We start from the raw sequence: 23,180 nt of genomic DNA, 5'->3' as shown, positions 1-23,180 counted from the left end.
CCCCCAGCCCCTCCCGCCTGCGGGAGGGGGGATTATCACTGCCCTGTCATTCCCCTCCCGCAGGCGGGAGGGGGCAGGGGTGGGCCCACAAGACTACCTGATCAGCAGGCCCCAGCCTGACAGCAGTTGTTCGGCCTGCTCGCGCGAAATCACGGCACCACGGAAGACCCGGGCGTCTTCGAGTTGCAGCCCGCCGAGGTCTGCGCCGCGAAGGTCTGCGCCGGCAAACTGCGCGCCATCGAGATTGGCTTCGCGCAAGCTGCACCCTTCAAGCACGGCGCCGCGGAAGTCGCACTTGGCAAGGTCCGCCTGCGCCATGTCGAGCCGCACCAGCTTCTCCTTGCGGAACGAGAGGCCGGGCAGGCGCGCGCCAACCAGCAGCACTTCCTCGAAGGTGAAGCCCATGCCCTTGGCCATGTGCAGGTCCGCGCCGGTCATGCGCGTGGAGACGACCTTGGCCGAGCCGATGTTGGCGCGGCGCAGCGATGCGTTGTTGAGATCGCAGCCTCGGATCTGCGCTTCTTCAAGATCCGCGCCGGTCAGGTTGGCAAACGGTGCCTTGGTCGACCGCCAGACCGTGCGGACGAGCCTTGCGCCGGAAAGATCGGCGTGGCGCATCGAGCAGCGTTCGAACGTCCAGCCCGAGAGGTCGAGCTTGGAAAGGTCCGCCTCGTCGAGGTCGCAGGATTCGAGGTGTTGCGGGGCCTTGCCGGCAAGCGCAGCGATGTCGGCACGAACAAGCGTCTGGCCCGAGAGGATTTCCGTCATGCCTCGCGCTTAGGCGAAATCTGCGGCCAGGCAAAATGAAACCCCGCCCTCCGGCCCGATCCGGAGCCAAAGGGCGGGGTGCGACCCGGGCCAGTCTAGGAGATTGAGACGACCGGCTCTCGGGGCTCGGTGGGTGAGGGGGAACCCACTTGATGCAAGCCTTCTACCGGACATGGCATGATCGGTAAAACAGGTTAACTTGCGCAGAGTTATCGCTTCTGGCGATGATGCGGCCAAGTCCGGCCTTGTTGCCGCCCCAAACCCGCCCTAAAGCGCGCGCCGGACTTTCGGACGGGATTCTCGAAGCATGCCTGCAACACCCAAGACATCAGCCCTCATGCGCCGTGGCGCCGAATTTCTCGGCACGGAGCACGCCATCCTGTGCGGAGCGATGAGCTGGGTGTCGGAGCGCAACCTTGTTTCGGCAATCAGCAACGCCGGGGGCTTCGGCGTGATTGCCTGCGGGGCGATGACGCCCGAACTCCTCGATACCGAAATTGCCGCAACCAGGGCGCTGACGGACAAGCCCTTCGGCGTGAACCTGATCACGATGCACCCGGCGCTGTTCGACCTGATCGCGGTCTGTGCGAAGCACAAGGTCGGCCATGTCGTGCTCGCCGGCGGCATCCCGCCCAAGGGCAGCGTCGAGGCGATCAAGGCCTTTGGCGCCAAGGTCATCGTCTTCGCGCCGACGCTGGCGCTGGCCAAGAAGCTGCTGCGTTCCGGTGCGGACGCGCTGGTGATCGAAGGTTCGGAAGCGGGCGGCCATATCGGCCCTGTTTCCACTTCGGTGCTCGCGCAGGAATTCCTGCCCGCGCTGGCTGAAGACCACGTGGTGTTCGTGGCAGGGGGCATCGGGCGGGGGGAGATGATCGCCAGCTATCTCGAGATGGGTGCTTCGGGCGTGCAGCTTGGCACCCGCTTTGCCTGCGCCACGGAATCGATTGCGCATCCCGCGTTCAAGGCGGCGTTCTTCCGGGGCAATGCCCGCGATGCGGTGGCTTCGGTGCAGGTCGATCCGCGCCTGCCGGTAATTCCGGTCCGTGCGCTCAAGAACAAGGGCACCGAGGAGTTCACCGCAAAGCAGGTGGAAGTGGCCAAGCTGCTCGACGAGGGCAAGCTCGACATGGCCGCCGCCCAGCTCGAGATCGAGCACTTCTGGGCAGGCGCGTTGCGCCGTGCGGTGATCGACGGCGATGTCGAGCGCGGCTCGGTCATGGCTGGCCAGTCGGTCGGCATGGTGACGAAGGAAGAGCCGGTGGCCGAGATCATCGCCCAGCTCATGGCCGAAAGCGAGGCAGCGCTCTCGCGGCGCTGATCGCATGGCGGCAGGGGCAGCATCAGGGCATCGCGCCTCTTTCGGCGTCGTCTTTGCGATTGTCCTGATCGACATGCTCGGCTTTGGCGTGGTGACGCCGGTGCTGCCGGGCCTGATCATGGACCTGACGCATGTCGATATCGGCACCGCGGCAGGTTACGCCGGCTGGCTGGGGGCGGGCTATGCGGCGATGCAGTTCGTGTTCGCGCCGGTGCTGGGCAACCTTTCGGACCGCTTTGGCCGTCGCCCGATACTGCTCGCGGCGGTGCTCATGCTAGGGCTGGATTACCTGCTGCAGGCGATGGCGCCCAATTTCGGGTGGCTGATTGCCGGGCGGCTGATTGCGGGCGTCACGGGCGCCAGTTTCTCTCCGGCCTATGCCTACATTGCCGACGTTACCCCACCCGAAAAGCGCGCGGCGAACTTCGGGCTGATGGGGCTCGCATTCGGCATCGGCTTCGTCGTCGGCCCGGCGATGGGCGGGTTGCTCGGGTCGATCGACCCGCGCCTGCCGTTCTACACCGCCGCCGGGCTGGCGCTGGCCAATGCCGTGTTCGGGTTCTTCTTCCTCAAGGAATCGCTGGCCCCTGAAAACCGCCGCCCGTTCGACTGGCGGAAGGCAAACGCCATGGCCTCGCTGCGCGCGCTGAAGGGGCAGAGCCCGACAGTGCTGTGGTTCGTGGCGGCGCTCGGCACGTGGCAACTGGCGCATATCGTCTACCCGGCGGCGTGGTCCTACTTCGCGATTGCCGCCTACGGATTCACGGTCGGCCAGGTCGGCGTGGCGCTGGCGCTGGTGGGGTTCAGCAGCGCGCTGGTGCAGGGGGTGGGCCTGCGCCTGTTCCTGCCGGTGCTGGGTGAGAAACGCGCGGTTGTGCTTGGTGTGGCAGGCCTGTGCGTTTCGGCGGTGCTCTACACTTTGGCGCAGGAGCCGTGGCAGGTCTACGTGGCGATTGGAGTGGGCGCCTTGCAGGGCTTCGTGCAGTCACCGATCTCGGCGTTCAACAGCCGCGCGGTCGATGCGCGCAGCCAGGGCGAGTTGCAGGGCGCGGTGCAGTCGATCGGATCGATAGCAGCGATCATCGGACCGCCGATGTACACGCAGACGCTGGAGAAGTTCAGCGGTCCGAAAGCGATATATCACCTGCCGGGAATGCCGATCCTGCTGGCGGCGGCGATTTCTCTGGTCACGCTGGCGCTGTTCCTGAAGGGAGCGGCGTTGCTGGAGCGGCGGGCTTAGTTCCAGCGTCCTTCGACAGGCTCAGGACGAGCGGGGATCTCCATAAAACCCGCTCATGCTGAGCTTGTCGAAGCATCTGCCCGCATCGGCTACCGCCTCAGCTTTCCAGTTCGACGTCCCAGTAGAGCCAGTCGCGCCAGGTTTCGTGCAGGTAATTGGGCGGGAAGGCGCGGCCGCGCTCCTGCAGTTGCCAGGTGGTCGGGCGGATCGCGCGGTTCATCAGCCGCATGTGCGCCTGTTCTGGGGTGCGTCCGCCCTTCCTGAGATTGCAGGGTGAGCAGGCGGCTGCCACGTTCTCCCACGAGGTGCGCCCGCCGAGGCGACGCGGCACGATATGGTCGAAGGTCAAGAGGTCGGGGCTGCCGCAATACTGGCACTGAAAGCGGTCGCGCAGGAACAGGTTGAAGCGGGTGAAGGCGGGATACTCGCTCGGCCGCACGTATTGCCGCAGCGCGATGACCGAGGGCAGCCTCATGCCGAAGCTGGCGCTGTGGACCTCGCGGTCGTAGGTCTCGATGATGTCGACGCGTTCGAGGAACACCGCCTTGATCGCGGTCTGCCACGGCCACAGGCTCAAGGGGTAATAGCTGAGCGGGGTGTAGTCGGCATTGAGGACCAGCGCGGGGCAGTTCGCCAGATGCCGGTCATTGTGCAGAACATCGTTGAAGGCGGTGCTGTCACCGCTGTTGGGCCTGGCCGAAGCCGCCCGATCGATCAGCGCCTTATGGAGCACGTCCCGACTTCTTCCCTGCACACAGAGGCGGGAGCGCCTCCGCAGGGGCAGTCATGGCTTTGCCTGGTGACCGCAGTGTTACACATGCGCCCATGGAACACGCCTGCGAGTCTGGCGTCAAGGGGCTGAATGGGTGCATTTCCACAGCCTGCCTTCGCCGCGCGCCGATCGGGGCTTTCCCTTGTGTAAAACAGGCCGGATTCGCTTGGGTTTTTGCCCTTTCGTGCCTATGTGCAGACTATGTCGAGCACCAACGAAAACACACCCAACACCAACGCCTATGGCGCCGATTCCATCAAGGTCCTGAAAGGCCTCGATGCGGTGCGCAAACGCCCCGGCATGTACATCGGCGATACCGACGATGGTTCGGGCCTGCACCACATGGTTTTCGAGGTTTCCGACAACGCGATCGACGAGGCTTTGGCCGGTCACTGCGATCTGGTGCTGATCGAATTGAACCCCGATGGCTCGGTCTCGGTGGAAGACAACGGGCGCGGCATTCCGACCGACATTCACGCCGAAGAGGGCGTCTCTGCGGCCGAGGTCATCATGACCCAGCTCCACGCGGGCGGCAAGTTCGAGAATACCTCGGATGACAACGCCTACAAGGTTTCGGGCGGGCTCCATGGCGTCGGCGTGTCGGTGGTCAATGCGCTGTCGGAATGGCTGGAGCTGACGATCTGGCGTGACGGCAAGGAGCACTGGATGAAGTTCGCGCACGGCGATGCCGTTGCGCCGCTGGAAGTGCGCGGGCCGGCGCCTGAAGGCAAGAAGGGCACGCGCGTGACCTTCCAGGCGAGCCACGAGACGTTCAAGAACGTGCTTGAGTTCGATTTCGACAAGCTCGAACACCGCTACCGTGAGCTCGCCTTCCTCAATTCGGGCGTGCGCATCATGCTGCGCGACAAGCGGCACGAGGAAGTGAAGGAGCACGATCTCTATTACGAAGGCGGCATCGCGGCCTTCGTGAAGTATCTCGACCGCAACAAGCAGCCCCTGATGCCCGAGCCTGTGGCGATCTCCGCCAACCGCGATGGCATCGGCATCGATGTCGCGCTCGAATGGAACGACAGCTACTACGAAAACGTTCTGTGCTTTACCAACAACATCCCGCAGCGCGATGGCGGCACGCACCTGGCGGCGTTCCGCGCGGCGCTGACCCGCACGCTGAACGGCTATGCCGAGCGGTCGGGCCTGCTCAAGAAGGAGAAGGTCAGCCTTACCGGCGACGACATGCGCGAAGGCCTCACCGCCATCGTCTCGGTCAAGCTGCCCGATCCGAAGTTCTCCTCGCAGACCAAGGACAAGCTGGTTTCGTCGGAAGTGCGTCAGCCACTCGAAAGCCTGATGGCCGACAAGATGGTCGAATGGCTGGAGGAAAATCCCGGCCACGCCAAGGCCATCGTGCAGAAGGTGATCGACGCCGCCGCCGCACGCGAAGCGGCCAAGCGCGCCCGTGAGTTGACCCGACGCAAGGGCGCGATGGACATCGCCTCGCTGCCGGGCAAGTTGGCGGACTGCCAGGAGCGCGATCCGGCCAAGTGCGAACTGTTCCTGGTCGAGGGTGACTCGGCAGGTGGTTCGGCCAAGCAGGGGCGCGATCGCAAGACGCAGGCGATTCTGCCCTTGAAGGGCAAGATCCTCAACGTGGAGCGAGCCCGCTTCGATCGCATCATCGGCTCGAAGGAAGTCGGCACGCTGATCCAGGCGATGGGCACCGGCCTGCGCGACGAATTCAACATCGACAAGCTGCGCTATCACAAGATCGTGATCATGACCGACGCCGACGTCGACGGCGCGCATATCCGCACGCTGCTGCTGACGTTCTTCCATCGCCAGATGCCCGAGATCATCAAGGCCGGGCACCTCTTCATCGCCCAGCCGCCGCTCTACAAGGTCGCCAAGGGGCGCAGCGAGGTTTACCTCAAGGATAACGCTGCGATGGACCGCTATCTGGTCGAGGCGGGGCTTTCGGGCCGTATTCTTGAAACCGCCGGTGGTGCGCGCAGCGGCCCCGATCTCGAGGCGCTGGTCGACCATGCCCTGCGCATGCGCAACCTGATGGGCTTCGTGCCGCGCCGCTATAACCCCTCGATCATCGAGGCGCTGGCGCTTTCGGGCGCGCTCGAGCCGGAGATGGGCGCCGAGCAGCGCGATGCTGCTCTCGCCAAGGCGGCAGACTGGCTCAACCGCGGCGATACCGAAGCGCGCTGGAGCGTCGTGGTATCGGAAGAGGGTGGTTATCACGTGCAGCGCCTGTGGCGCGGGGTGACCGATCATCACATGATCGAAGCGGGCTTTCTCGTCAGCGCCGAGGCGCGCAAGCTGGCCAAGCTCGCCGCCGAGAACGCCGAGGTCTATGCCGGGATGGCCCGTCTGGTGCGCGCGACGGCTGCCGAGGCAGAGCCTGCGCCGGTCCTGGCCGAAGGGGATGATGAAGCACCGGCCGCACCTGCCGCCAAGGTCAAGGATGCGATCACGCGGCCTTCCGAACTGCTCGATGCAGTCTTTGCCGGTGGCCGCAAGGGTCTGTCGATCCAGCGCTACAAGGGCCTTGGCGAGATGAACGCCGAGCAGCTCTGGGAAACCACGCTCGATCCAGACAACCGCTCGCTGTTGCAGGTCAAGGTCGAGGACGCCGACGTGACCGACGAGATCTTCACCCGTCTGATGGGCGACGTGGTGGAGCCGCGCCGCGACTTCATCCAGGAAAACGCGCTCAACGTGGCGAACCTGGACGTTTGATCGTGGCCTTCACCGACGAAATCCCGTGGGACCAGCCCGCCACGATGATCGACCTTGAGGGCCGCGCCCCGATCATCGGCACGATCCGTGACTGTGCGCTGCACTACGGCCTCTACAAGCCCCACGCGCGTGACAATGCCCGCGTGCTGCTGACCAAGCCGATCCACCGCGAGGGCCGGGCGACGCGGACGTGGCTGCTCGATCCTTCGGAAATCGCCGAGCTGGCCGACCGGCTGGCGCGCGAGACGAATTGACGAAGAAGCGGGACCCCGGGTCAAGCCCGGGGTGACGAAGGAAATGATGCGCTGAAACAACCGCCACCCCGGACTTGATCCGGGGTCCCGCTTTTTTACGCCTCAATCAGCCCGCATCGCCGCAGCGGCAAGGCTCTCCGCCTCGACCAGAAGCTCATCATCCGCAGCGCCCGCTGGCGTGGTCTCGCGGCCGATCATCACCAGCACCGGCACGGCAAGCGGGCTGACGCGGTCCAGCTCGACGTGGACCAGCTGGCCAGCCGCGCGATCGAGCAGGTCGCCCAGCCGGCCGACGTCGGTCATCCGCGCGCGGGCATCGGCCCATGCGGCCTGGATCAGCAGGTGGTCAGGCTCGTACTTGCGCAGCACGTCGTAGATCAGGTCGGTCGAGAAGGTGACCTGCTTGCCCGACTTGCGCTTGCCCGGATGCTGCCGTTCGACCAGTCCCGAGATCACCGCCACCTCGCGGAAGGCGCGGCGCAGCAGGTGCGATTCCTGCACCCACTCCACGAACTCGTGCGCGAGGATGTCGGATGAGAGCAGCGGCGCGGGATCAAGGACCGGCCTCGCACCCCAAACGGCCAGCGAATAATCATTGGCCACAAAGCCCAGCGGGGCGAGGCCCAGCTCGTTCATCCGGCGCGTGATCAGCATGCCGAGCGACTGGTTCGCGTTCCAGCCCTCGAACGTGTAGTAGACGGTGTAGTGCTTGTTCTGGTGGGGGAAGCTTTCGGCCAGCAGCATGCCCGGCCCCGGCAGCCGGCTGCGCCAGTCCTGCATTTCCAGCCATTCGCGCACGTCATCAGGGAAGCGCGACCAGCCTGCACGATCGACCATCAGCCCCCGCACGCGATCGGACAGGTGCGTGGTCAGCGGCAGGCGCGCGCCCATGTAGCTGGGGATCTGACCCGGCTTCTTTGCCGCCCGCACGATCAGTTCAAGATCACGCACGCCTTCGACCTCAAGGTCCATCCCGGCAAAGCGGATCGTATCGCCGGGGGAAAGCGTCGCGCCGAAGCTCTCTTCGACCTTGCCGAGCGAACGGCCGTTGCGAAAGCGCACGTCGAGCATTTCGGAATCGACGATGATTCCGGCATTGAGGCGATGGCGCGCGGCATGTTCGGGGTGGGTCAGTCGCCAGGTACCATGCTTGTCGCGCACGATGCGCTTGAAGCGGTCATAAGCGCGCAAGGCATAGCCGCCGGTTGCCACGAATTCGAGCACGCGCTGCCACTGCGCTTCATCGACCCAGCGGTAGGGATGGGCGGAGCGGACCTCGGCATGGAGCGCCTTCTCGTCAAACGGTCCGGCGCAGGCGCAGGCCATGACGTGCTGCGCCAGCACGTCAAGACCGCCGGGGCGGAAGTCCTCGCCATCGCGCCGCCCCTCGTGGACCGCTTCCTGCGCTGCGAATGCTTCGAGAAATTCGAAGCGGTTGCCGGGCGCAAGCAGTGCCCGGCTGGGGCAATCGAGGCGGTGGTTGGCGCGGCCGATGCGCTGCAGCAGGCGCGACGAGCCCTTGGGTGCGCCCATCTGCACGACCAGGTCGACATCGCCCCAGTCCACGCCTAGGTCGAGGCTGGCGGTGCAGACCAGCGCGCGCAACTCGCCGCGGGCCATCGCCCCTTCGACCTTGCGTCGTGCTTCCTTCGACAAGGAGCCGTGGTGGATGCCGATCGGCAGCTTGTCGTCGTTGATGTCCCACAGCAGTTGGAAGATGTATTCGGCGAGGAATCGCGTGTTGGTGAAGATCAGGGTGGTCTGGTTGCGCTTTATCTCGTCATAGAGCTGCGGCACGGCCCACGCAGCGGCATGGCCACCCCAAGGCACCCGCTCGTCCTCGGGGTTCATGATCGAAAGTTCGGGCCTTGCGCCCGCTTCGCCCTCCACCAGCTGCACCGAAGCAGCATTGCCATCGGGCGCGAGCCACGCGCAGAAGTCCTGCGGATCGGCCAAGGTTGCGGAAAGCGCGGCGCGCCGCATGTCGGGGGCAATTGCCTGCAGCCGCGCCAGCGAGAGCGCGAGAAGATCGCCGCGCTTGCCGGTGGCAAAGGCGTGGACCTCGTCGATTATCACCCGCCTCAGACCCGCGAAGATCGTTGCCGCTTCCGGATAGCTCAGCAGCAAGGACAGCGATTCAGGCGTCGTCAGCAGCACATGCGGCGGCTTGGCGCGCTGGCGGGCCTTGCGGTCCGAAGGCGTATCGCCGCTGCGCGTCTCCACCCGGATAGGCAGGCCGATTTCCTCGATGGGCGTGAGAAGGTTGCGCTGCACGTCATGCGCCAGCGCCTTCAGCGGCGAGACGTAGAGCGTGTGCAGTCCGTCGCCCGGCAGATCATCGCCTGCGAAATCCTGCAGCGTCGGCAGGAACCCCGCCAGCGTCTTGCCCGCGCCGGTATCGGCCACCAGCAGGGCATGATCGCCCGCACGGGCGGCTTCCAGCATCTCGCTCTGGTGACGCCGCACGCGCCAGCTGCGGCTTTCGAACCAGTCAGTGATCGAGGGAGCGAGCGTCATCGCCCCCAAGATAGGCACGGCCTTACAGAACCGAAAGGATCGCCTCTCGTTCTGTCGCCACCTTCCAGCCAAGCGCGGCGTCGATCAGGCCGATGGTCACCGCGCACTGGTCGGCGTCCGAACCCTTGCCACCCATCGCCTGTCGCACGCGCTTGTCGGGTATGCCGGTTTCGGTGATGACCTTGCCGATCAGTTCACCCGGCACGCTTGCCGTCCCCGGCTTGATCCGCTGCGGCGGGCCGAGCTGGCGGGCGTCGAGCATCTTCACCGCAAGGGTGCGTTCGCGTTCCAGCACGGCAGGAGGAACCTTGACCCCGGATGCCATGCGGCGCGTGCGGAGGAAAGCCATGCAGGCATCAGGCCCGGTCTTTCGCGCGGCGCGCAGCAGGTCGGCACGAATGCGCTGCACATCGGCCAGCAGACCCCCTTTTTCGACAAGCGCAGTCGCATACATGCGTTCGCGCACCAGATCCTGCACTTTCGCGGTGTAGGCCTCATCACTGCTGCCATCACTGCTGCCATCAGTGCGCGCGATGGTGCGGTTGGCGCTGAACAGTGCGGCGAGATCGGGCTGGAGCGACTGCAGGCCATCGAAGGTGATCTCCGGCCCGAACACGGCGGTAACCGCGCGGCCGACGATTTCCTTCTCTTGCGCACTCTGGCTGATCGATATCTCCGGCACCGGCGGGGGTTCGGTCGAGCTGTCGTTGCTGCTGAACACGACCCGCAGGATCTGTACGCCGAAGATGACCGCCAACAGGATCAGTCGACCGCTGCTGAACCAGCCCTGCCCGACGTTTGCGCTGGTGTTCTTTTCCCACAGCGCCACGCGCCACGGATCGAAGTAGTGCTCCACTTCCGGAAAGTTCTTGCGCACGCCTTCGAGCAGTTGCTCCACGTCGGCGCGCTTGACGAACCAGCCCTTGCGGCTGCCCTGTTGCGCGGGCGTGGTCAGTTCGTTCCACGCCTTGTGCAGCGGGTGCTTCGGGTCCTGCACCTTTTCGCGGAAGCGCAGGCCGCGCAGGCGGGCGTTGAGGAAGGCTATGGCCGGCCTTTCCGAAACTTGCCCGCGCTCGCTTTCCCAGCCGAAGACCTTGGCGGCAGGCTCCAGCAGCGGGGCCGAGCGTGGCCAGCTGCGGGCAAGGATGCCAGCCAGCCAGTTGTCGATCTCGTCAAAGGCGGTGACGCTGACGGTCTCGGCATTGCGCAGCACGGCCTTGAGGTGGCCGAGCGCCATGGCCTCCTCCCAGCCTTCGAGCGGCGGCAGGGTCTCCTCGTCGTCCACCATGTCGGGCAGAAGCAGCCGATAGAGCGCCTGCTCGTGCGCCCATGCCGGCATGACCGCGTCCGAGGTTGGCTCCAGACCCAGCAGGACGGGGCGTTCGAACGGATCGCGCTTGACCGCGATGGCCTGTTCGGCCGGGGCCTGCGCGGCCACGAAACCCGGCGTCACGTCAAGCTTCGGTGCCGCCTCGCCGAGCTTGCGCGTCAGGCTGGGATCAACCTCCCCCTTCACTGCAGGGGCGGCATAGAGCCAGCTTGATTGTTCGGCCTCGGGAGCGGCCTCTCCGGCATCCCCGAGCGGCGTCACGCCCGCGAAAGGATCGAACTCCTCGTCCGCAGGCGGTGCTGCCTGCATCTTCGCCCAGCGCAGGGCGCTGTCACGCGCCTCGCGCAGCCGGGCATAGCCATCAACGTCCTTGTCGACGTCCATGGCTTTCAGGCGCTCGGCATAGGCGCGCCGGATCGCCGCCACGTCCGGCGTCTTCGCGATCCCGAGGACCTTCCAGGCTTGAGTGGGTGTCATCCCTCTGGCGTCACAGCGGCGGGTTGGCTTCGAGCATGTCGAGAAGCTCTGTCAGCATCGCCGAGGCATCGGCAATGCGCCGCGGTTCCTGGCTGTCGAGCGCGGCCACGAACATGCGGGTGCGATCACCGATGACGGCGCGGACATCGCCCAGGAATTCCTCGTAGCACCGCTCGGCGCGGGCCAGCAGCGCCTGGTTGCCCGCCTCCTCGCGCGGGTGGTGCTTCAGCGCGGCCAGCGCCTGGCGCCGGGCATCGAGATCCTTCGCGGCCTTGCGGTCTTCCTCGTCGATGATGAGGAGGTTGTGCCTGGCGCCGGTCAGCGGCACTTCCACGTCCACCTCGAGCAGGCCCGAACTGTCGTAGGAGAAGCGCACATCGATCGAGACTTCGCCCGCAGGCTTCGCCGGGACCGGCACCTTGATCTGCCCGAGGTGGACGTTGCCCGAAACCTCGCGCGCCTCGCCCTGGTAGATCTTCACCTCGATCTGCTTCTGGTTGTCGCCCATCGTGCTGTAGATGCCAGAACGGCTGACCGGGACCGGGGTGTTGCGTTCGATGATCGGCGAGAACAGGCCCTGCTGGATCGTGCCGCGCGCCGAATGCTCAGCTGTCTCGATGCCCAGCGTAAACGGGCAGACGTCGGTGATGCGGATTTCCTCGAGCCCGCCGTCGCGCGCGATCAGCCCGCCCTGGATGGCCGCGCCGAGCGCCACCGCATGGTCGGGATGGACCGAGGAATTTGGGAAGCGTCCGAACAGGCGCGTGATCGCCTTGCGCACCACCGGCATGCGCGTCGCCCCGCCGACAAGCACGACTTCGCTCAAGGACGCGGCGTCGATCTGGCTGTCGCGCAGGGCGCGCACCACCGGATCGCGCAACCGGCGGATCAGCCCTTCGGCCTGGGCCTCGAATTCGCTCGTGGTGATCGTGGTGGAAAGCCGCTGGTCCTCGACCGTCACTGCAAATTCGGCTTCCTGCCCCTCGCTCAGCGCGCGCTTGGCACGTTCGGCGGCCTGCAGCAGCAGGGCCTGTGCGCGCGGTTCTTCCAGCTTGGCGAGCAGGCCGTCGGGATCGAGCCGCCCACGCACGGCCATCGCCAGAGCGGCATTGAAATCATCACCGCCCAGCCGGTTGTCCCCTGCCGAGGCGCGGACCTCGACGATGCCCTCGAACATCTCGACGATCGAGACGTCGAAAGTGCCTCCGCCCAGGTCGAACACCAGAAACGGCTCGCGCTCGGCCTTGTCCTGCAGGCCGAAGGCGAGTGCGGCGGCGGTTGGTTCGTTGATCAGGCGGCGTACGGTTAGGCCCGCCAGTTCACCGGCGCGGCGGGTCGCCTTGCGCTGGCGGTCGTTGAAATAGGCGGGCACGGTGATGACGGCTTCGGTGGGGCGGGTGCCGGTGCAGGCGGCCACATCGTCGCGCAGGGCCATGAGCACGAGCGCGGACAGGTCCTCGGCAGAGAACTCCTTCTTGCCCAGCTTCACCTTGCGGTCGGTGCCCATGAATCGCTTGAAACTGGTTGCGGTGGCCCCATCCTTGAGGCCCATCCTCTCCAGCGCGGCGGCTCCGACCAGCGTCGTGCCATCGGGCAGGACCGAAACGGCAGAAGGGGTGAGCAGCGCCCCGAGGGCATTCGGCACGAGCTTTGCCTCTCCGCCGTTCTCGTTTGCCTGCCACATGGCCACCGCACTGTTGGTGGTCCCCAGATCGATCCCGATGAGCATTCGTCTTCCTGCAGATATCAACCGGCGTGATGCGACAGGGCCCGCGCGGTTGGCAAGCGCAAAGCGCGCCGGGCAGCAGGCACGACGGGATGGACCGTGGATGCGCCGGGGCGAGGGGGCAGGGCACGCCCCTGTCCGTTTTCTTTCCATGACAACGCCTTGAAAGGAGAAAAAGCCATGGGCCAACGCATGGATTGGAACTCGCGCGACCGCTGGCAGGACGAAGAGCGACGCCAGAGCCGCGATTATTCCGGCGAGTTCGCCCCGGAATTCAACCGGGATCGCTATGACCGCAGCGACCGCGACCGTGACCAGTGGGGTCGCTCCGGCTCGACCGGGGCGTCAACGCCGCTGGGCGATCCGCCAACCGGATGGATGGACCAGGACATGCGCGGCGATCGGCGTACCCACGATTGGGAAGTGGGCGACCGGCACTACACGGGGCAGGCCCGCGCCCCGCAGGGCCGCTCGCGCTGGCGAGATACGGCCAGCGGCAACGCCGCAAACACCGCCGATTATTTCACGGCAGAAGACTATGGCGAAGGCCGTCGTGCCTGGGGTGGGCCAGCCGGATACGGCGCCTATGGCACCGGCTCGGCCGGAGGTTACCCGTCATCCTACGGCTACAGCGGTCGCGGCGGTTACGGCGACCATGATCCCCGCGGCTTTTTCGACCGTGCTGTCGACGAGGTGCGCGGCTGGTTCGGCGCTGATGACGACCGGGACAATAGCCGACGAGGGGGCCAGCGCGAGAGCCATCGCGGAAAGGGCCCGGGCGACTACACGCGCTCGGACGAACGCATCCGCGAGGACGCCAACGATCGCCTGACCGACGACCATCACATTGATGCGCGCCAGATCACGGTGATGGTCACCGAAGGTGAAGTGACGCTGGCCGGCACGGTTGGCAGCCGCGCCGAAAAGCGCCGCGCGGAAGACGTCGTCGAGGACATCGGCGGGGTGAAGCACGTGCAAAACAACCTGCGCGTGAAGGCCGGCAGTGGTCTCGAAGGCCAGGGCGGCACGCTGGGCTGGGGCAACGGCGACCGTTCGGTCACGCCGGACGCCTGATCCCCACGGCAGCAAGGCGGGTGTCGACTTCGGCCATGAGCCGGTCGAGCCCGCCTTCGTCGGCGGACTCGGCGCGAACCACCAGCACATCCTCGGTGTTGGACGATCGCAGCAACCACCAGCCGTCGGCCGTGTCGACGCGTACGCCGTCGGTGTCGTTCACCTCGGCGCCTTCCGTGCGGAGATTCTGCAATACCTCGGCCACCGCTGTGGCTTTCCGTTCGCGGGGCACGGCGAAGCGCAACTCGGGCGTCGTGACCATTTCGGGCATGGCATCGCGCATCTGCGTGACCGACTTGCCCAGCCTGACGGTTGCCGCGATCAGCCTGACGGCGGCATAGAGCGCATCGTCATATCCGAAGTAACGGTCGGCAAAGAACATGTGGCCGCTCATTTCCCCGGCCAGCGGGGCAAGTGTCTCCTTCATTTTGGACTTGATCGGCGAATGCCCGGTTTTCCACATCAGGGGCGTTCCGCCCAGCTCTGCAATGCGTGCAAACAGCGTTGAGCTGGCTTTCACATCGGCGATAATCGTGGATTTCGGGCGCTCGCGCAGGACTTCCTCGGCATAGATCGCCAGGAGCTGGTCGGCCCAGAGCACGCGACCCCGGCCATCGACAGCCCCGATCCTGTCTCCATCCCCGTCGAATGCCAGTCCGAAGTCGAGGCTTCCCGCCGCGACAGCGCGGCGAAGATCGGTGAGATTGGCTTCCACAGTCGGATCAGGATGATGGTTGGGAAAATGGCCGTCCACGCTCGTGTGAAGAAGGACATGCCGTCCGGGCAGCCGGGCGGTCAACGCGTCGATCAGGGGGCCGGCAGCGCCGTTGCCCGCGTCCCAGCCGATGGCGAGTCCTTGCAGCACATCCAAGCCGATGCCATCCAGCGCGCCGATCAGGCAATCGACGTAGGCGGCGGAAACGTCGGCGTCCTCGACGCGCCCGTTGCCGGAAGTCCACGCGCCTTCCTCGGCGATCCGCCCGAGATCGACTATGTCGCTCCCGAAGAACGCCGCACCTTCAAGTACCATCTTGAAGCCATTGTGATTGGCGGGATTGTGGCTGCCGGTTACCTGAACGCCGCCCTGCACCTCTGGGGCTAACCCGCCCGAACCGGGCGTTGCCGCAAAGTAGAGCATCGGGCTTGGTCCCAGCCCGATCCGCACCACGTCAACCCCGCTGGCGGTCAGTCCCTCGACCAGTGCATGTTCCAGCACCGGCGTGCTGATGCGCCCGTCGCAGCCGACCGCTACGCGGGCGCCGCCGCGTGATCGTACCACCGAGCCAAAGCTGCGCCCCACCGCGCGGGCATCGTCCGCACTCAGCGTTTCGCCGAAGACGCCGCGAATATCGTATTCGCGCAGGATCGAAGGGTGGAAGCGGTGCGCGGTCATCCGGTTGCTGCCTCGGCGACCTGATCAGGCCTCGCGCCGGTCGGCCAGCCGCGCCAGCAGCAGGTCGCGCGCGGCATTGGCCTCATGCACGGCTTCGTTGCTGCCGCCGCGATCGGGATGGACCTTCTGGAGCAGCCGGCGGTGCGCCTCGATCACCTCGTCGTATCCCGCCTGCGGCCCGATGCCGAGAAGGTTGCGCGCCCGCGCCTCGTTTGCGGCGCGCGGGTCCCCTTGCAAAAGCTCCCACGGCCAGCGCCCTGCCAGCAGCTTGCACGCAAGGCTGGCGAGGATCGCAAGCGTGAGCAGCTTGATCATCAGGCGGCGCTTTCCAGCTTCGGTTCGGGTGCGGTCTTGCCCGGCATCGGCAGGTTGAGGCCCGAGACCAGCGTGCGCAATTCCTGCCGTGCGACGAGGTGACTCGTGCCCAGTTCGCCCAGGTGTCCCTTGTCGAGCAGGGTCAGCCCGCTCGGGAACAGTTCGCGATAGATCACGCGCTCCGAAAGGCCGCTGGCCACGCGGAAGCCGACGCGCTTGGACAGTTCGGTCAGCGCCTGGTCGATACGGCGCTGGTTGCGCGCTTCGGTATAGCCGGTGCGGTTGCGCACCACGACCCAGTCCATCTCGCGGCGCGCGTCCTTGATCGTTGCCATCGCCCGCTTCTTGCGCGCTTCCCAGATCAGCTCGGCATAGAACGACAGGCGGCGCACCTTGAAGGTTTCGGCATCGACCTGGCCGATCAGGTCGAAGTCGACGAAGCTGTCGTTGAGCGGGGTGACCAGCGAATCCGCCCGCGTCGCAACGTGGCGGGCCAGCACGTCGTCACGCCCGGGGGTATCGAAGATGATGAAGTCGTGGGTTTGCGAAAGCCGCTCGGTCAGCGCGTCGAGCTCCTCGATGCTGTCCCCGCCATAGACCTCGAACGTCGCGGTCGGCAGCGTGATCTCGCGCCGGCGCATCGTCTCGGCACGGTTCTCGAAGTAGCGGTGCATCGTGCGCTGGCGGGCATCGAGGTCGATCGTCGCCACGCGAGCGCCCTGGTAGGCGAGGGCAACAGCGACGTGGACCGCCGTCGTCGACTTGCCGGTGCCGCCCTTTTCATTGGCGAAGACGATGCGATGCGGGCCAAGGGACGAGGCGCTGGACAAGGCTGGTAACTCACGTGGTTGATACGCTGCACAGGCTTGCGAGAGGCGTCCGCCGCCCGTATCGCCCGTGCCATCTGACTTAGTGGAGTGGCTGCCAAGGTGCAAACGATCAACCGGCTGGAAGACCTGCGCAATGCGGTCGACGCGCTCAAAATCGGGGGAAAAACCGTGGCGTTCGTCCCTACCATGGGCGCGTTGCACGAAGGCCATCTCACCCTGGTGCGCGAAGCCAAGGCACGCGCAAGCCACGTCGTCGCCTCGATTTTCGTCAATCCGCGCCAGTTCGGCCCGAACGAGGATCTCGACGCCTACCCGCGGCGGCTCGCCGCCGATGCCGCGCTGCTCGAAGCCGAAGGCGTCGCCGTGCTGTGGGCGCCCACGGTCGATCAGATGTATCCGCATGGCTATGCCACTAACATCTCGGTCTCGGGCGTCAGCGAGGTCGCCTGCGGCGCCGCACGCCCCGGCCATTTCGATGGTGTCGCCACAGTGGTGTGCAAGCTGTTCAACCAGGTTCGCCCGGACTTTGCCCTGTTCGGGGAGAAGGACTGGCAGCAACTGGCGATCATCCGCCGCATGGCGCGTGACCTTGATCTCACCCAGCCGCACGTTTCGAACATCATCGGGGTCGAGACCGTGCGCGAGGCAAGCGGCCTCGCCCTCAGCAGCCGCAACCAGTACCTGACGGAGCGGGAGCGCGAACAGGCGGCCGGTCTCTCGGCGGCGATGCGCCGCGCGATTTCGGCAATCGAGAGCGGCGCGTCGGTGCCGCAGGCGCTTGGCTCGCTCAACGCCGACATCATCGCCGCCGGATTCGCTTCGGTCGACTATGCCGACTTGCGCGATGCCGCCACGCTTGAGGCTATCGAAACCTTCACCGGGCAAAGCGCCCGCCTTCTCGTCGCCGCCCGCATCGGCGCGGCGCGTCTGATCGACAACATGGGAGTGGGCCCGAAATGAGTATAGCAATGACGCCGGTTGCACCGACCGCATCGTTCAAGGACAACCTTGCCCTGCTGCCCTCCATCGACGGCATTGCGCGTATCGATCTGCTCGACGCTTCGGGCACGGTCGTGGCGACGATCCCCAACGAAGCGGGCAAGCAAGGCTCGCTCAAGGTCTACAACTACCTTCAGCTCTGCTTCGGCAGGCTCGATGCTACTGCTGCCGAGCACGGCCTTGCGATCTTCGCCGAGCACACGCCCGATGCACAGGCGCGTCCGGGCGCTCACCCCAATATCGACCGCCTGATCGAAATCGTTGGCGGTGCGCCTGCTCTGGAGATCGTCGCCGTCGCTCAATGAACCGGCGGATCGACCGCTGGCACGGCCGCCACCGGGGCCACGGGTTCGCCCTCGGTCCGGGGCGGGAGCGCGTTCTTCGGCACGTCGTCGATCAGCATGTCGCGCGTCGGCACGTGTTCGAGGTTGCGGACGCGGACGGTGATATTGTCGCCATCGAGCGTCAGTTCGTTGAAGCTGGGCGGGGTGGAGCGGACGCGCTGGCTGAGCGTGCCCGCACCGATCATGCGCACCGGCCCGTTGGGTGTGGGGTGGATCAGGTCGAACGCATCGTGGACGTGGCCTGACAGCACGGCGAGGACATTGCGCCTCGCCAGCTCGGCCAGCGCATGGTTGCCGCCGCGAGTCAGCGCCTTGCCGCGGGTGCCGGCTTCGACCAGGGGGTGATGGCAGGCAACGATGGCGCGGGTGCCGGGCGGGAGCGCGTCGATCGCCGCCAGAGTCTGCGCCAGCGCCGCCTTGCCCACAGTGCCTTTCGACCAGTTCAGGCGGAACTGCGCGCGTGCGGTTGTCTTGAGGGGCACGATCTTCGCGCCGGGAATCGGCAGTTCCCGCTCCAGCACGCCTTCGATCGAACGGAATCGACGGTAGGGATCGATAAAGCGTTCGATCAGGTTGAAATAGGGCAGATCGTGGTTGCCAACCTCGACCGTCACCGGCACGTCCAGCGCCTGGATCCAGTGGCAGGCGGCGGTGAATTCGCGGTGCCGTGCGCGCATCGTCAGATCGCCGGTGATGGCGACGGCATCGGGCTTTTCGCGCGCGATGCATTGCGCGACCCAATCGAGGGCGCGCCGGTCCTCAAGGCCGAAATGGATATCGCTGATGTGGAAGAGGCGGGTCATCGGGCAGGCTTGATCGTCGCTGGGCCCGCTGCGGTCAAGCACCGGGTGCGATAGTGCAAAGGAAGTCGAGCGCGAATTCCTCGCAGGTGACTTCCTCGCGCATGCCGCCTTCGCGCCGCTCGCCGTCGATCATCATGGCGATCGGGCCGTCGCTTTCGAGTGTTGCCGACGAACACTGGCCCAGTTCGTCGTGGGGGCCCTGCCGGAAATCGCGCTTCACCAGCATGGCAAAGCCTTGCGCGGCAAATTCGCCCCAGTCGGAAAAGTCGTATCCGTCCACTTCCATGCTGTCACCGTCCAGCGGTGCCATGCGCACGGCGCGATATCCTTCGGGCTGCGCTCCTGTCACGGGTGCGGATAGGCGGACGCCCGGCCCTTCGCGGGTCTCGCGCAGGGCCGTGGTGAAAGTCTCGGCGATGGTGGGCAGATCAAGATCGCGCACGCTTTCGCGCACGTCGGCCCACATCGCGCCGGGGCCGGCCAGCAGTTCGATGAGTGCGACGCCTTGGGAGGTGCGCAGCGCCTGCCGCCGCACGCGTCGCGCCGAGCCGAGCTTGCCGGTCACTTCCTCTGCCGGAACGTCGCCATGGAGAGACTTCGACAGGAGGTTCTGCGTGCCGCCGGGAAGGACGAGCAGGGCACCGCCCCAGCCTTCGAGCGCTGAGGCCGCGGTATTGATCGTGCCGTCGCCGGTGAAGACGGCAAGCGTCGCGATGCTGTCTGCTTCAAGCTGCGCGCGCGTGGGCAGCTCCTCATCGGGAAAGCGGATGACCCGCGCCGGCGCGCACCCGGCGGCCGAGAGCGAGGCGACGAGATCATCGACCGCCGCGTCGCTGTTGCTGCCGCTTGCGGCGTTCGTCACGAGCCAGAGAGGAGAGAGCGTCATCACCGGCAGAACCGGCAGCACGCGCGGCGGTTCCGCAGCGGCTGCTCTAAACGCGATCTGTCAGGATCAGCCAGGCCGAGAAGCTGTTGAGCATCGAATAGATGACGTAGGCGATCGGGCCGCTGACCACGCCTTCCGAGGCAAACAGCAGCGCGCCAAGCAACAGCAGGAACTCCAGCAGCAGGGTGAAGCGCCCGCCAAAGGCGTGGACCATCCATGGCAGGCGGGCAAGCAGCGGGTGCCCGCTGTCCATCACGGCGCGGTGCAGCGCGAAGTTGCCGATGCCCAGAAGGAAGGTGATCAGAATCGCCATGGACTGGATGCGACCTTTAGGGAATCGCGCAGGGATTGTCACACCTGCAGTTCGTGGAGTGGACATTGCGTTTCGTCGGATGGGCTAAACACTTGTCGTTCGTAACGGAAAGCTGGTCGAGACGCGCAAGATTTCATCGACCACCGGGCGTAGCGAGAATGCATGCGGTGCACCCGATCAACCGGATCAGCCGCTGAAACGCCCCCCAAGGCCGGTCCCCCGCCGGCTCCCGTGTCGAAGGAAGTTGCCATGTTTGCCAAGACCCTGTTCTCCGCCGGCCTCCTCGGCCTCGCTCTTGCCGCCAGCCAGCCTGCCTCTGCCGGCACGCGCTCGGTCGTCTATTCCGATCTCGATCTCACCACCAAGCAGGGCGAGGCCCAGCTCAACGCCCGCCTTCGCCAGGCCGCCAAGGACATCTGTGGCCTGAACAAGGCGGACCTGCCGACCAGCGAATGGGAATCGGCGCGCGATTGTTTTGCCCGCTCGATGGCCGATGCCCGCCGCGCCAAGGCCGAAGTGAAGGCGACCGCGCTGGCCGCTGCTCAGAAATCCAAGACTGATCTTGCTGTCCGCTGATCCCGGCAGCTTGCAAACCCGGCGGATCCAGTCCCCCACCGGGTCAAACTCAAGGGACCGTCGCTAGTCCGGCGGTCCCTTTTTCCTGATGGCCCGTCAGTTTGATGGCCGGTCGGCCCAAAGGTCAGTCAGCCAATTTCGCGAAGCGCGGCAGGCTTTGGTTCGGCTTCGATCTCGCCCCGATCACGCCAGGTCAGGTCATTCGGCGTTAGTTCGCGGCCGTCGTGCGAAAGAATGCCGATCGGAGCGATCGGCCGTCCGTCGCGGCAATCGCAAAGCACTGGATTGGCAGGCGTGCCCAATTCCCACTTCTCGCCCCACTGGCGCAGCGCCAGCATGGCGGGGAGCAGGTCGAGACCCTTCGGCGTCAGGCGATATTCGATGCGGCGCCGGTCATCGGCGCAGTGCTCGCGCTTGAGAATGCCGGCCTCGACCAATCTTGACAGCCGGTTGGAAAGGATGTTGCGGGCGATGCCCAGCGCTTCGAGGAAATCCTCGAAATGGCGCACGCCGTTGAAAGCGGCGCGAAGGATCATGAAGGACCATCGCTCGCCCATGGCTTCGAGCGCAAGGGGCAGGCCGCATTGGGCGATTTCGCCAAGAGGTTCGCGAAGCTTTTCCATGTCGTCCTCTGCATAGCCCATGATCGTCGCCTATTTAAGTTTCTAGTTGCAACCTGAAACCTATCCTGATAGGTAGCGATTCGCAACGGAAATAGCATCCTCTCCAGAACCCTGCAATTTCCGTGGCCCTAACAAGGTTGTTTCAGGGGAAGAATGATGATCTCAGCAAATTCCAGCAGCGCTCTGCGCCAGCTCCTTCCGGCCGTCCTCGCGCTGGTCGGCACCACGCTCAGCTTCGCGGTAACCGCCAACACAGCCCGCGCCAACACCGGCGGCTCGTTCTATTCGGCCACGCTGACCCGTCCGATGGACGGTGCGCAGAAGGTCATCCAGAAGGGTGTCCTGTGGTGGTGCGAAGGCGCCGAATGCTCGGCCCCGCGCGATACATCGCGCCCGGTCATCGTCTGCGCCCGCCTTGCCCAGAAGGTCGGCCCCGTCGCGCGCTTCGCCACCCCGCAGGGCGATCTCGCCGCCGAGGACCTCGCCCGCTGCAACGAGGCAGCGGCCGGATAAGTCCAGCACCAGTCTCCAGCGCGCACTCCCTCTCGTTACCCTGCCGAGTGCGCAATCCCTGACCGTGAAGGTCACATGGGCCGTGAACAGCAAGTCTGTTCGCGGCCCCTTTTTTCGCTATGCTCGTGCCATGCGAATGCCTTCGAGAGTTAGCGCTCTGCTCGCCAGAGTTGCCCTTCTGCCCCTGACAGTTGGATTTGTGCCGGTGCAGGCCCAGGCCATGGCCCAAGCCCAAGCCCAGGCCCAGGCAGCGCCGCAACTTACAGCTCAAAGCCGCGAGGATCTGCGCTGTTCGGCGGCCTTTGCCATTGTTGCGCTTGAACAATCGGGGGGCGATGCGCTGGAAGGCTGGCCGCCGCTGGCGGTGCGCGGCAAGACCTTCTTTGCCGATTCGGGCGAGCGCGCGATGAAGGAGGGTGCGCTGACCCGCGAGCAGGTGCGCGACCTGATCGCCGAGCAGGTTCAGGCGCTCCAGACCGCGCCCGATCCCGACAAGGCCCTGTCGGCGCTTGCCGGGCCTTGCCTCGCAAGGCTTGACGCCACCGTCCCGCCGCTGATCGCGCCGACCCTCAAACAATGCGCCGCGATCCTCGGGCTTGCCTACAACGAGGTCCATGCCCGCGAAGGGATGAGCACTTCGGCGCAGGATCTCAAGACACTGGAATCGGTGCTTTCATCGCGCGAACGCGAGGCGATCATCGCTGCCGGTGGCAGCGGCGACGACGCTGACCGCACGCTGGCGCAGGCGCGCGAGGCGATGGCGGCTGAGGCGGCGGACGGCAAGGGCGGGGTCGACAAGTACGACATCGCGCGCTGCTACGAGTTCGCCAAACCGCAGGAAAAATCGCACTATTGAGCGGGCGGGGCGGGCTTCCCATATTGGCGGCAAAGGAGATCCCCGCAATGTCCGACAAGATGAACCTGACCGACGCCGAGTGGCGCGAGCGTCTTTCGCCCGAGCAGTACCAGATCCTGCGTCAGGGGGGCACCGAGCGTGCGTTCACCGGGGCTTACGAGAAGAACAAGGCACCCGGCGAGTACCACTGCGCCGGTTGCGGAGCGCCGCTGTTCACTTCTGACACCAAGTACGACAGTGGTTCCGGCTGGCCGAGCTTCTACGCCCCGGTCGAGGCCGAGGCGGTCGAGGAAATCGTCGATCGCTCGCACGGGATGGTCCGCACCGAAGTGCGCTGCGCGCGCTGCGACGGGCACCTTGGCCATGTCTTCCCCGATGGTCCGAATCCCACCGGCCTGCGCTATTGCATGAACAGCGCTTCGCTGGATTTCACGCCGAAAGACTGAGTCGGAAAGCGCTCTGAACCGGCAGCATTGGCCGTTCGCCGATTTTGCGGTTAACCCTGCGTTACAACTGCCCTATGCAAAGGGCCGCAGATTTGCGTGGA

23 protein-coding genes are annotated in these 23,180 nt (G+C 65.8%); 11 read left to right on the top strand and 12 right to left on the bottom strand.

Annotation, left to right across the window (positions count from 1 at the left end):
• Window positions 1-93: 93 nt before the first annotated feature.
• Window positions 94-768, bottom strand: coding sequence for a pentapeptide repeat-containing protein (locus AX703_RS21315; RefSeq protein ID WP_062347040.1), 675 nt, complete (start codon window positions 766-768; stop codon window positions 94-96).
• A 307-nt stretch (window positions 769-1,075) separates the two neighbouring features.
• Between AX703_RS21315 and AX703_RS21310 the strand changes: the two genes are divergently transcribed.
• Window positions 1,076-2,086: a nitronate monooxygenase family protein gene (locus AX703_RS21310; protein ID WP_062347039.1), complete on the top strand. Its 1,011-nt coding sequence runs from the start codon at window positions 1,076-1,078 to the stop codon at window positions 2,084-2,086.
• A gap of 4 nt (window positions 2,087-2,090) precedes the next feature.
• Complete coding sequence (locus AX703_RS21305) at window positions 2,091-3,326, top strand: MFS transporter (RefSeq protein ID WP_062347037.1); 1,236 nt, start codon at window positions 2,091-2,093, stop codon at window positions 3,324-3,326.
• A gap of 97 nt (window positions 3,327-3,423) precedes the next feature.
• Here the strand turns inward: AX703_RS21305 and AX703_RS21300 are convergent, their stop codons facing one another.
• Complete coding sequence (locus AX703_RS21300; RefSeq protein ID WP_039333422.1) at window positions 3,424-4,059, bottom strand: HNH endonuclease; 636 nt, start codon at window positions 4,057-4,059, stop codon at window positions 3,424-3,426.
• A gap of 240 nt (window positions 4,060-4,299) precedes the next feature.
• On the opposite strand from AX703_RS21300, the gene gyrB reads away from it, so the two are divergent.
• A complete protein-coding gene (gene gyrB, locus AX703_RS21295; RefSeq protein WP_039333424.1) occupies window positions 4,300-6,804 on the top strand; it encodes a DNA topoisomerase (ATP-hydrolyzing) subunit B in 2,505 nt (834 codons plus the stop codon).
• Between the two features lie 44 nt (window positions 6,805-6,848).
• Window positions 6,849-7,058 (top strand): hypothetical protein, encoded by a 210-nt coding sequence (locus AX703_RS21290; protein ID WP_052242259.1) that lies wholly within the window; start codon window positions 6,849-6,851, stop codon window positions 7,056-7,058.
• Window positions 7,059-7,160: 102 nt separating this feature from the next.
• Here AX703_RS21290 and AX703_RS21285 read toward each other — a convergent pair whose 3' ends face one another.
• Genes AX703_RS21285 through AX703_RS21275 form a run of 3 tightly spaced genes read right to left on the bottom strand, consistent with a single transcriptional unit; the run spans window position 7,161 to window position 13,111 of the window.
• On the bottom strand, window positions 7,161-9,575 hold the full coding sequence (locus AX703_RS21285) for a ligase-associated DNA damage response DEXH box helicase (RefSeq protein WP_062347035.1): 2,415 nt from the start codon (window positions 9,573-9,575) through the stop codon (window positions 7,161-7,163).
• Between the two features lie 22 nt (window positions 9,576-9,597).
• Window positions 9,598-11,382: a hypothetical protein gene (locus AX703_RS21280; protein ID WP_062347033.1), complete on the bottom strand. Its 1,785-nt coding sequence runs from the start codon at window positions 11,380-11,382 to the stop codon at window positions 9,598-9,600.
• 10 nt (window positions 11,383-11,392) lie between these two features.
• Window positions 11,393-13,111 carry an Hsp70 family protein gene (locus AX703_RS21275; protein ID WP_062347031.1) on the bottom strand — a complete coding sequence of 573 codons (1,719 nt, stop codon included), beginning with the start codon at window positions 13,109-13,111 and terminating at the stop codon, window positions 11,393-11,395.
• A 177-nt stretch (window positions 13,112-13,288) separates the two neighbouring features.
• Between AX703_RS21275 and AX703_RS21270 the strand changes: the two genes are divergently transcribed.
• Window positions 13,289-14,182 (top strand): BON domain-containing protein, encoded by an 894-nt coding sequence (locus tag AX703_RS21270; protein ID WP_052242212.1) that lies wholly within the window; start codon window positions 13,289-13,291, stop codon window positions 14,180-14,182.
• Here the strand turns inward: AX703_RS21270 and pgmG are convergent.
• From pgmG to AX703_RS21255, 3 genes are read right to left on the bottom strand one after another with little or no spacing between them, the layout of a single operon-like run.
• Window positions 14,166-15,575, bottom strand: coding sequence for a phosphoglucomutase/phosphomannomutase PgmG (gene pgmG / locus AX703_RS21265; RefSeq protein WP_062347029.1), 1,410 nt, complete (start codon window positions 15,573-15,575; stop codon window positions 14,166-14,168). The genes AX703_RS21270 and pgmG overlap by 17 nt on opposite strands.
• 24 nt (window positions 15,576-15,599) lie before the next feature.
• Window positions 15,600-15,890, bottom strand: coding sequence for a molecular chaperone DnaJ (locus AX703_RS21260; protein WP_082013323.1), 291 nt, complete (start codon window positions 15,888-15,890; stop codon window positions 15,600-15,602).
• Entirely contained in the window at window positions 15,890-16,720 is an 831-nt protein-coding gene (locus tag AX703_RS21255) for a division plane positioning ATPase MipZ (RefSeq protein ID WP_062347027.1), read from the bottom strand. The genes AX703_RS21260 and AX703_RS21255 overlap by 1 nt, the downstream gene beginning before the upstream one ends.
• Window positions 16,721-16,819: 99 nt before the next feature.
• Between AX703_RS21255 and panC the strand changes: the two genes are divergently transcribed.
• The gene (gene panC, locus AX703_RS21250; protein WP_062347048.1) at window positions 16,820-17,680 is read left to right on the top strand and encodes a pantoate--beta-alanine ligase; all 861 of its coding nucleotides are present in this window, start codon (window positions 16,820-16,822) and stop codon (window positions 17,678-17,680) included.
• Window positions 17,681-17,688: 8 nt separating this feature from the next.
• Window positions 17,689-18,024, top strand: a complete 336-nt coding sequence (locus tag AX703_RS21245; RefSeq protein ID WP_062347025.1) for a DUF2322 family protein — start codon at window positions 17,689-17,691, stop codon at window positions 18,022-18,024.
• On the opposite strand, the gene AX703_RS21240 is transcribed toward AX703_RS21245, so the two are convergent.
• Genes AX703_RS21240 through AX703_RS21230 form a run of 3 tightly spaced genes read right to left on the bottom strand, consistent with a single transcriptional unit; the run spans window position 18,018 to window position 20,065 of the window.
• The gene (locus AX703_RS21240; RefSeq protein WP_062347046.1) at window positions 18,018-18,866 is read right to left on the bottom strand and encodes a metallophosphoesterase; all 849 of its coding nucleotides are present in this window, start codon (window positions 18,864-18,866) and stop codon (window positions 18,018-18,020) included. The genes AX703_RS21245 and AX703_RS21240 overlap by 7 nt on opposite strands.
• 34 nt (window positions 18,867-18,900) lie before the next feature.
• Window positions 18,901-19,773 (bottom strand): diacylglycerol kinase family protein, encoded by an 873-nt coding sequence (locus AX703_RS21235; protein ID WP_062347023.1) that lies wholly within the window; start codon window positions 19,771-19,773, stop codon window positions 18,901-18,903.
• 25 nt (window positions 19,774-19,798) lie between these two features.
• Window positions 19,799-20,065: a hypothetical protein gene (locus AX703_RS21230; RefSeq protein WP_039333440.1), complete on the bottom strand. Its 267-nt coding sequence runs from the start codon at window positions 20,063-20,065 to the stop codon at window positions 19,799-19,801.
• Between the two features lie 249 nt (window positions 20,066-20,314).
• Here AX703_RS21230 and AX703_RS21225 point away from each other — a divergent pair, with 249 nt between their 5' ends.
• On the top strand, window positions 20,315-20,641 hold the full coding sequence (locus AX703_RS21225; RefSeq protein ID WP_052242216.1) for a UrcA family protein: 327 nt from the start codon (window positions 20,315-20,317) through the stop codon (window positions 20,639-20,641).
• 128 nt (window positions 20,642-20,769) lie between these two features.
• Here the strand turns inward: AX703_RS21225 and AX703_RS21220 are convergent, their stop codons facing one another.
• Window positions 20,770-21,264, bottom strand: a complete 495-nt coding sequence (locus tag AX703_RS21220; RefSeq protein ID WP_197423797.1) for a helix-turn-helix domain-containing protein — start codon at window positions 21,262-21,264, stop codon at window positions 20,770-20,772.
• A gap of 156 nt (window positions 21,265-21,420) precedes the next feature.
• On the opposite strand from AX703_RS21220, the gene AX703_RS21215 reads away from it, so the two are divergent.
• The 3 genes from AX703_RS21215 to msrB all read left to right on the top strand — a co-directional run bounded on the left by AX703_RS21215 (window position 21,421) and on the right by msrB (window position 23,079).
• Window positions 21,421-21,777 (top strand): hypothetical protein, encoded by a 357-nt coding sequence (locus AX703_RS21215; RefSeq protein WP_062347042.1) that lies wholly within the window; start codon window positions 21,421-21,423, stop codon window positions 21,775-21,777.
• 220 nt (window positions 21,778-21,997) lie between these two features.
• The gene (locus AX703_RS21210) at window positions 21,998-22,633 is read left to right on the top strand and encodes a hypothetical protein (protein WP_062347021.1); all 636 of its coding nucleotides are present in this window, start codon (window positions 21,998-22,000) and stop codon (window positions 22,631-22,633) included.
• A gap of 47 nt (window positions 22,634-22,680) precedes the next feature.
• A complete protein-coding gene (gene msrB / locus AX703_RS21205; RefSeq protein WP_039333442.1) occupies window positions 22,681-23,079 on the top strand; it encodes a peptide-methionine (R)-S-oxide reductase MsrB in 399 nt (132 codons plus the stop codon).
• The last annotated feature ends 101 nt before the right edge of the window (window positions 23,080-23,180 follow it).

The sequence above is a fragment of the Novosphingobium sp. CCH12-A3 genome, assembly GCF_001556015.1.
GTDB lineage: Bacteria > Pseudomonadota > Alphaproteobacteria > Sphingomonadales > Sphingomonadaceae > Novosphingobium > Novosphingobium subterraneum.
Note: the sequence above shows the minus strand (reverse complement) of the source record. Positions and strands in the feature narration are given on the sequence as shown.

What these genes read in the sequence shown, in the direction of transcription:
- AX703_RS21315 (WP_062347040.1), bottom strand. Translation starts at nt 768, where the DNA reads ATGACGGAAATCCTCTCGGGCCAGACGCTTGTTCGTGCCGACATCGCT.
- AX703_RS21310 (WP_062347039.1), top strand. Translation starts at nt 1,076, where the DNA reads ATGCCTGCAACACCCAAGACATCAGCCCTCATGCGCCGTGGCGCCGAA.
- AX703_RS21305 (WP_062347037.1), top strand. Translation starts at nt 2,091, where the DNA reads ATGGCGGCAGGGGCAGCATCAGGGCATCGCGCCTCTTTCGGCGTCGTC.
- gyrB (WP_039333424.1), top strand. Translation starts at nt 4,300, where the DNA reads ATGTCGAGCACCAACGAAAACACACCCAACACCAACGCCTATGGCGCC.
- AX703_RS21290 (WP_052242259.1), top strand. Translation starts at nt 6,849, where the DNA reads ATGATCGACCTTGAGGGCCGCGCCCCGATCATCGGCACGATCCGTGAC.
- AX703_RS21285 (WP_062347035.1), bottom strand. Translation starts at nt 9,575, where the DNA reads ATGACGCTCGCTCCCTCGATCACTGACTGGTTCGAAAGCCGCAGCTGG.
- AX703_RS21280 (WP_062347033.1), bottom strand. Translation starts at nt 11,382, where the DNA reads ATGACACCCACTCAAGCCTGGAAGGTCCTCGGGATCGCGAAGACGCCG.
- AX703_RS21275 (WP_062347031.1), bottom strand. Translation starts at nt 13,111, where the DNA reads ATGCTCATCGGGATCGATCTGGGGACCACCAACAGTGCGGTGGCCATG.
- AX703_RS21270 (WP_052242212.1), top strand. Translation starts at nt 13,289, where the DNA reads ATGGGCCAACGCATGGATTGGAACTCGCGCGACCGCTGGCAGGACGAA.
- pgmG (WP_062347029.1), bottom strand. Translation starts at nt 15,575, where the DNA reads ATGACCGCGCACCGCTTCCACCCTTCGATCCTGCGCGAATACGATATT.
- AX703_RS21260 (WP_082013323.1), bottom strand. Translation starts at nt 15,890, where the DNA reads ATGATCAAGCTGCTCACGCTTGCGATCCTCGCCAGCCTTGCGTGCAAG.
- AX703_RS21245 (WP_062347025.1), top strand. Translation starts at nt 17,689, where the DNA reads ATGACGCCGGTTGCACCGACCGCATCGTTCAAGGACAACCTTGCCCTG.
- AX703_RS21240 (WP_062347046.1), bottom strand. Translation starts at nt 18,866, where the DNA reads ATGACCCGCCTCTTCCACATCAGCGATATCCATTTCGGCCTTGAGGAC.
- AX703_RS21230 (WP_039333440.1), bottom strand. Translation starts at nt 20,065, where the DNA reads ATGGCGATTCTGATCACCTTCCTTCTGGGCATCGGCAACTTCGCGCTG.
- AX703_RS21225 (WP_052242216.1), top strand. Translation starts at nt 20,315, where the DNA reads ATGTTTGCCAAGACCCTGTTCTCCGCCGGCCTCCTCGGCCTCGCTCTT.
- AX703_RS21220 (WP_197423797.1), bottom strand. Translation starts at nt 21,264, where the DNA reads ATGGAAAAGCTTCGCGAACCTCTTGGCGAAATCGCCCAATGCGGCCTG.
- AX703_RS21215 (WP_062347042.1), top strand. Translation starts at nt 21,421, where the DNA reads ATGATCTCAGCAAATTCCAGCAGCGCTCTGCGCCAGCTCCTTCCGGCC.
- AX703_RS21210 (WP_062347021.1), top strand. Translation starts at nt 21,998, where the DNA reads ATGGCCCAAGCCCAAGCCCAGGCCCAGGCAGCGCCGCAACTTACAGCT.
- msrB (WP_039333442.1), top strand. Translation starts at nt 22,681, where the DNA reads ATGTCCGACAAGATGAACCTGACCGACGCCGAGTGGCGCGAGCGTCTT.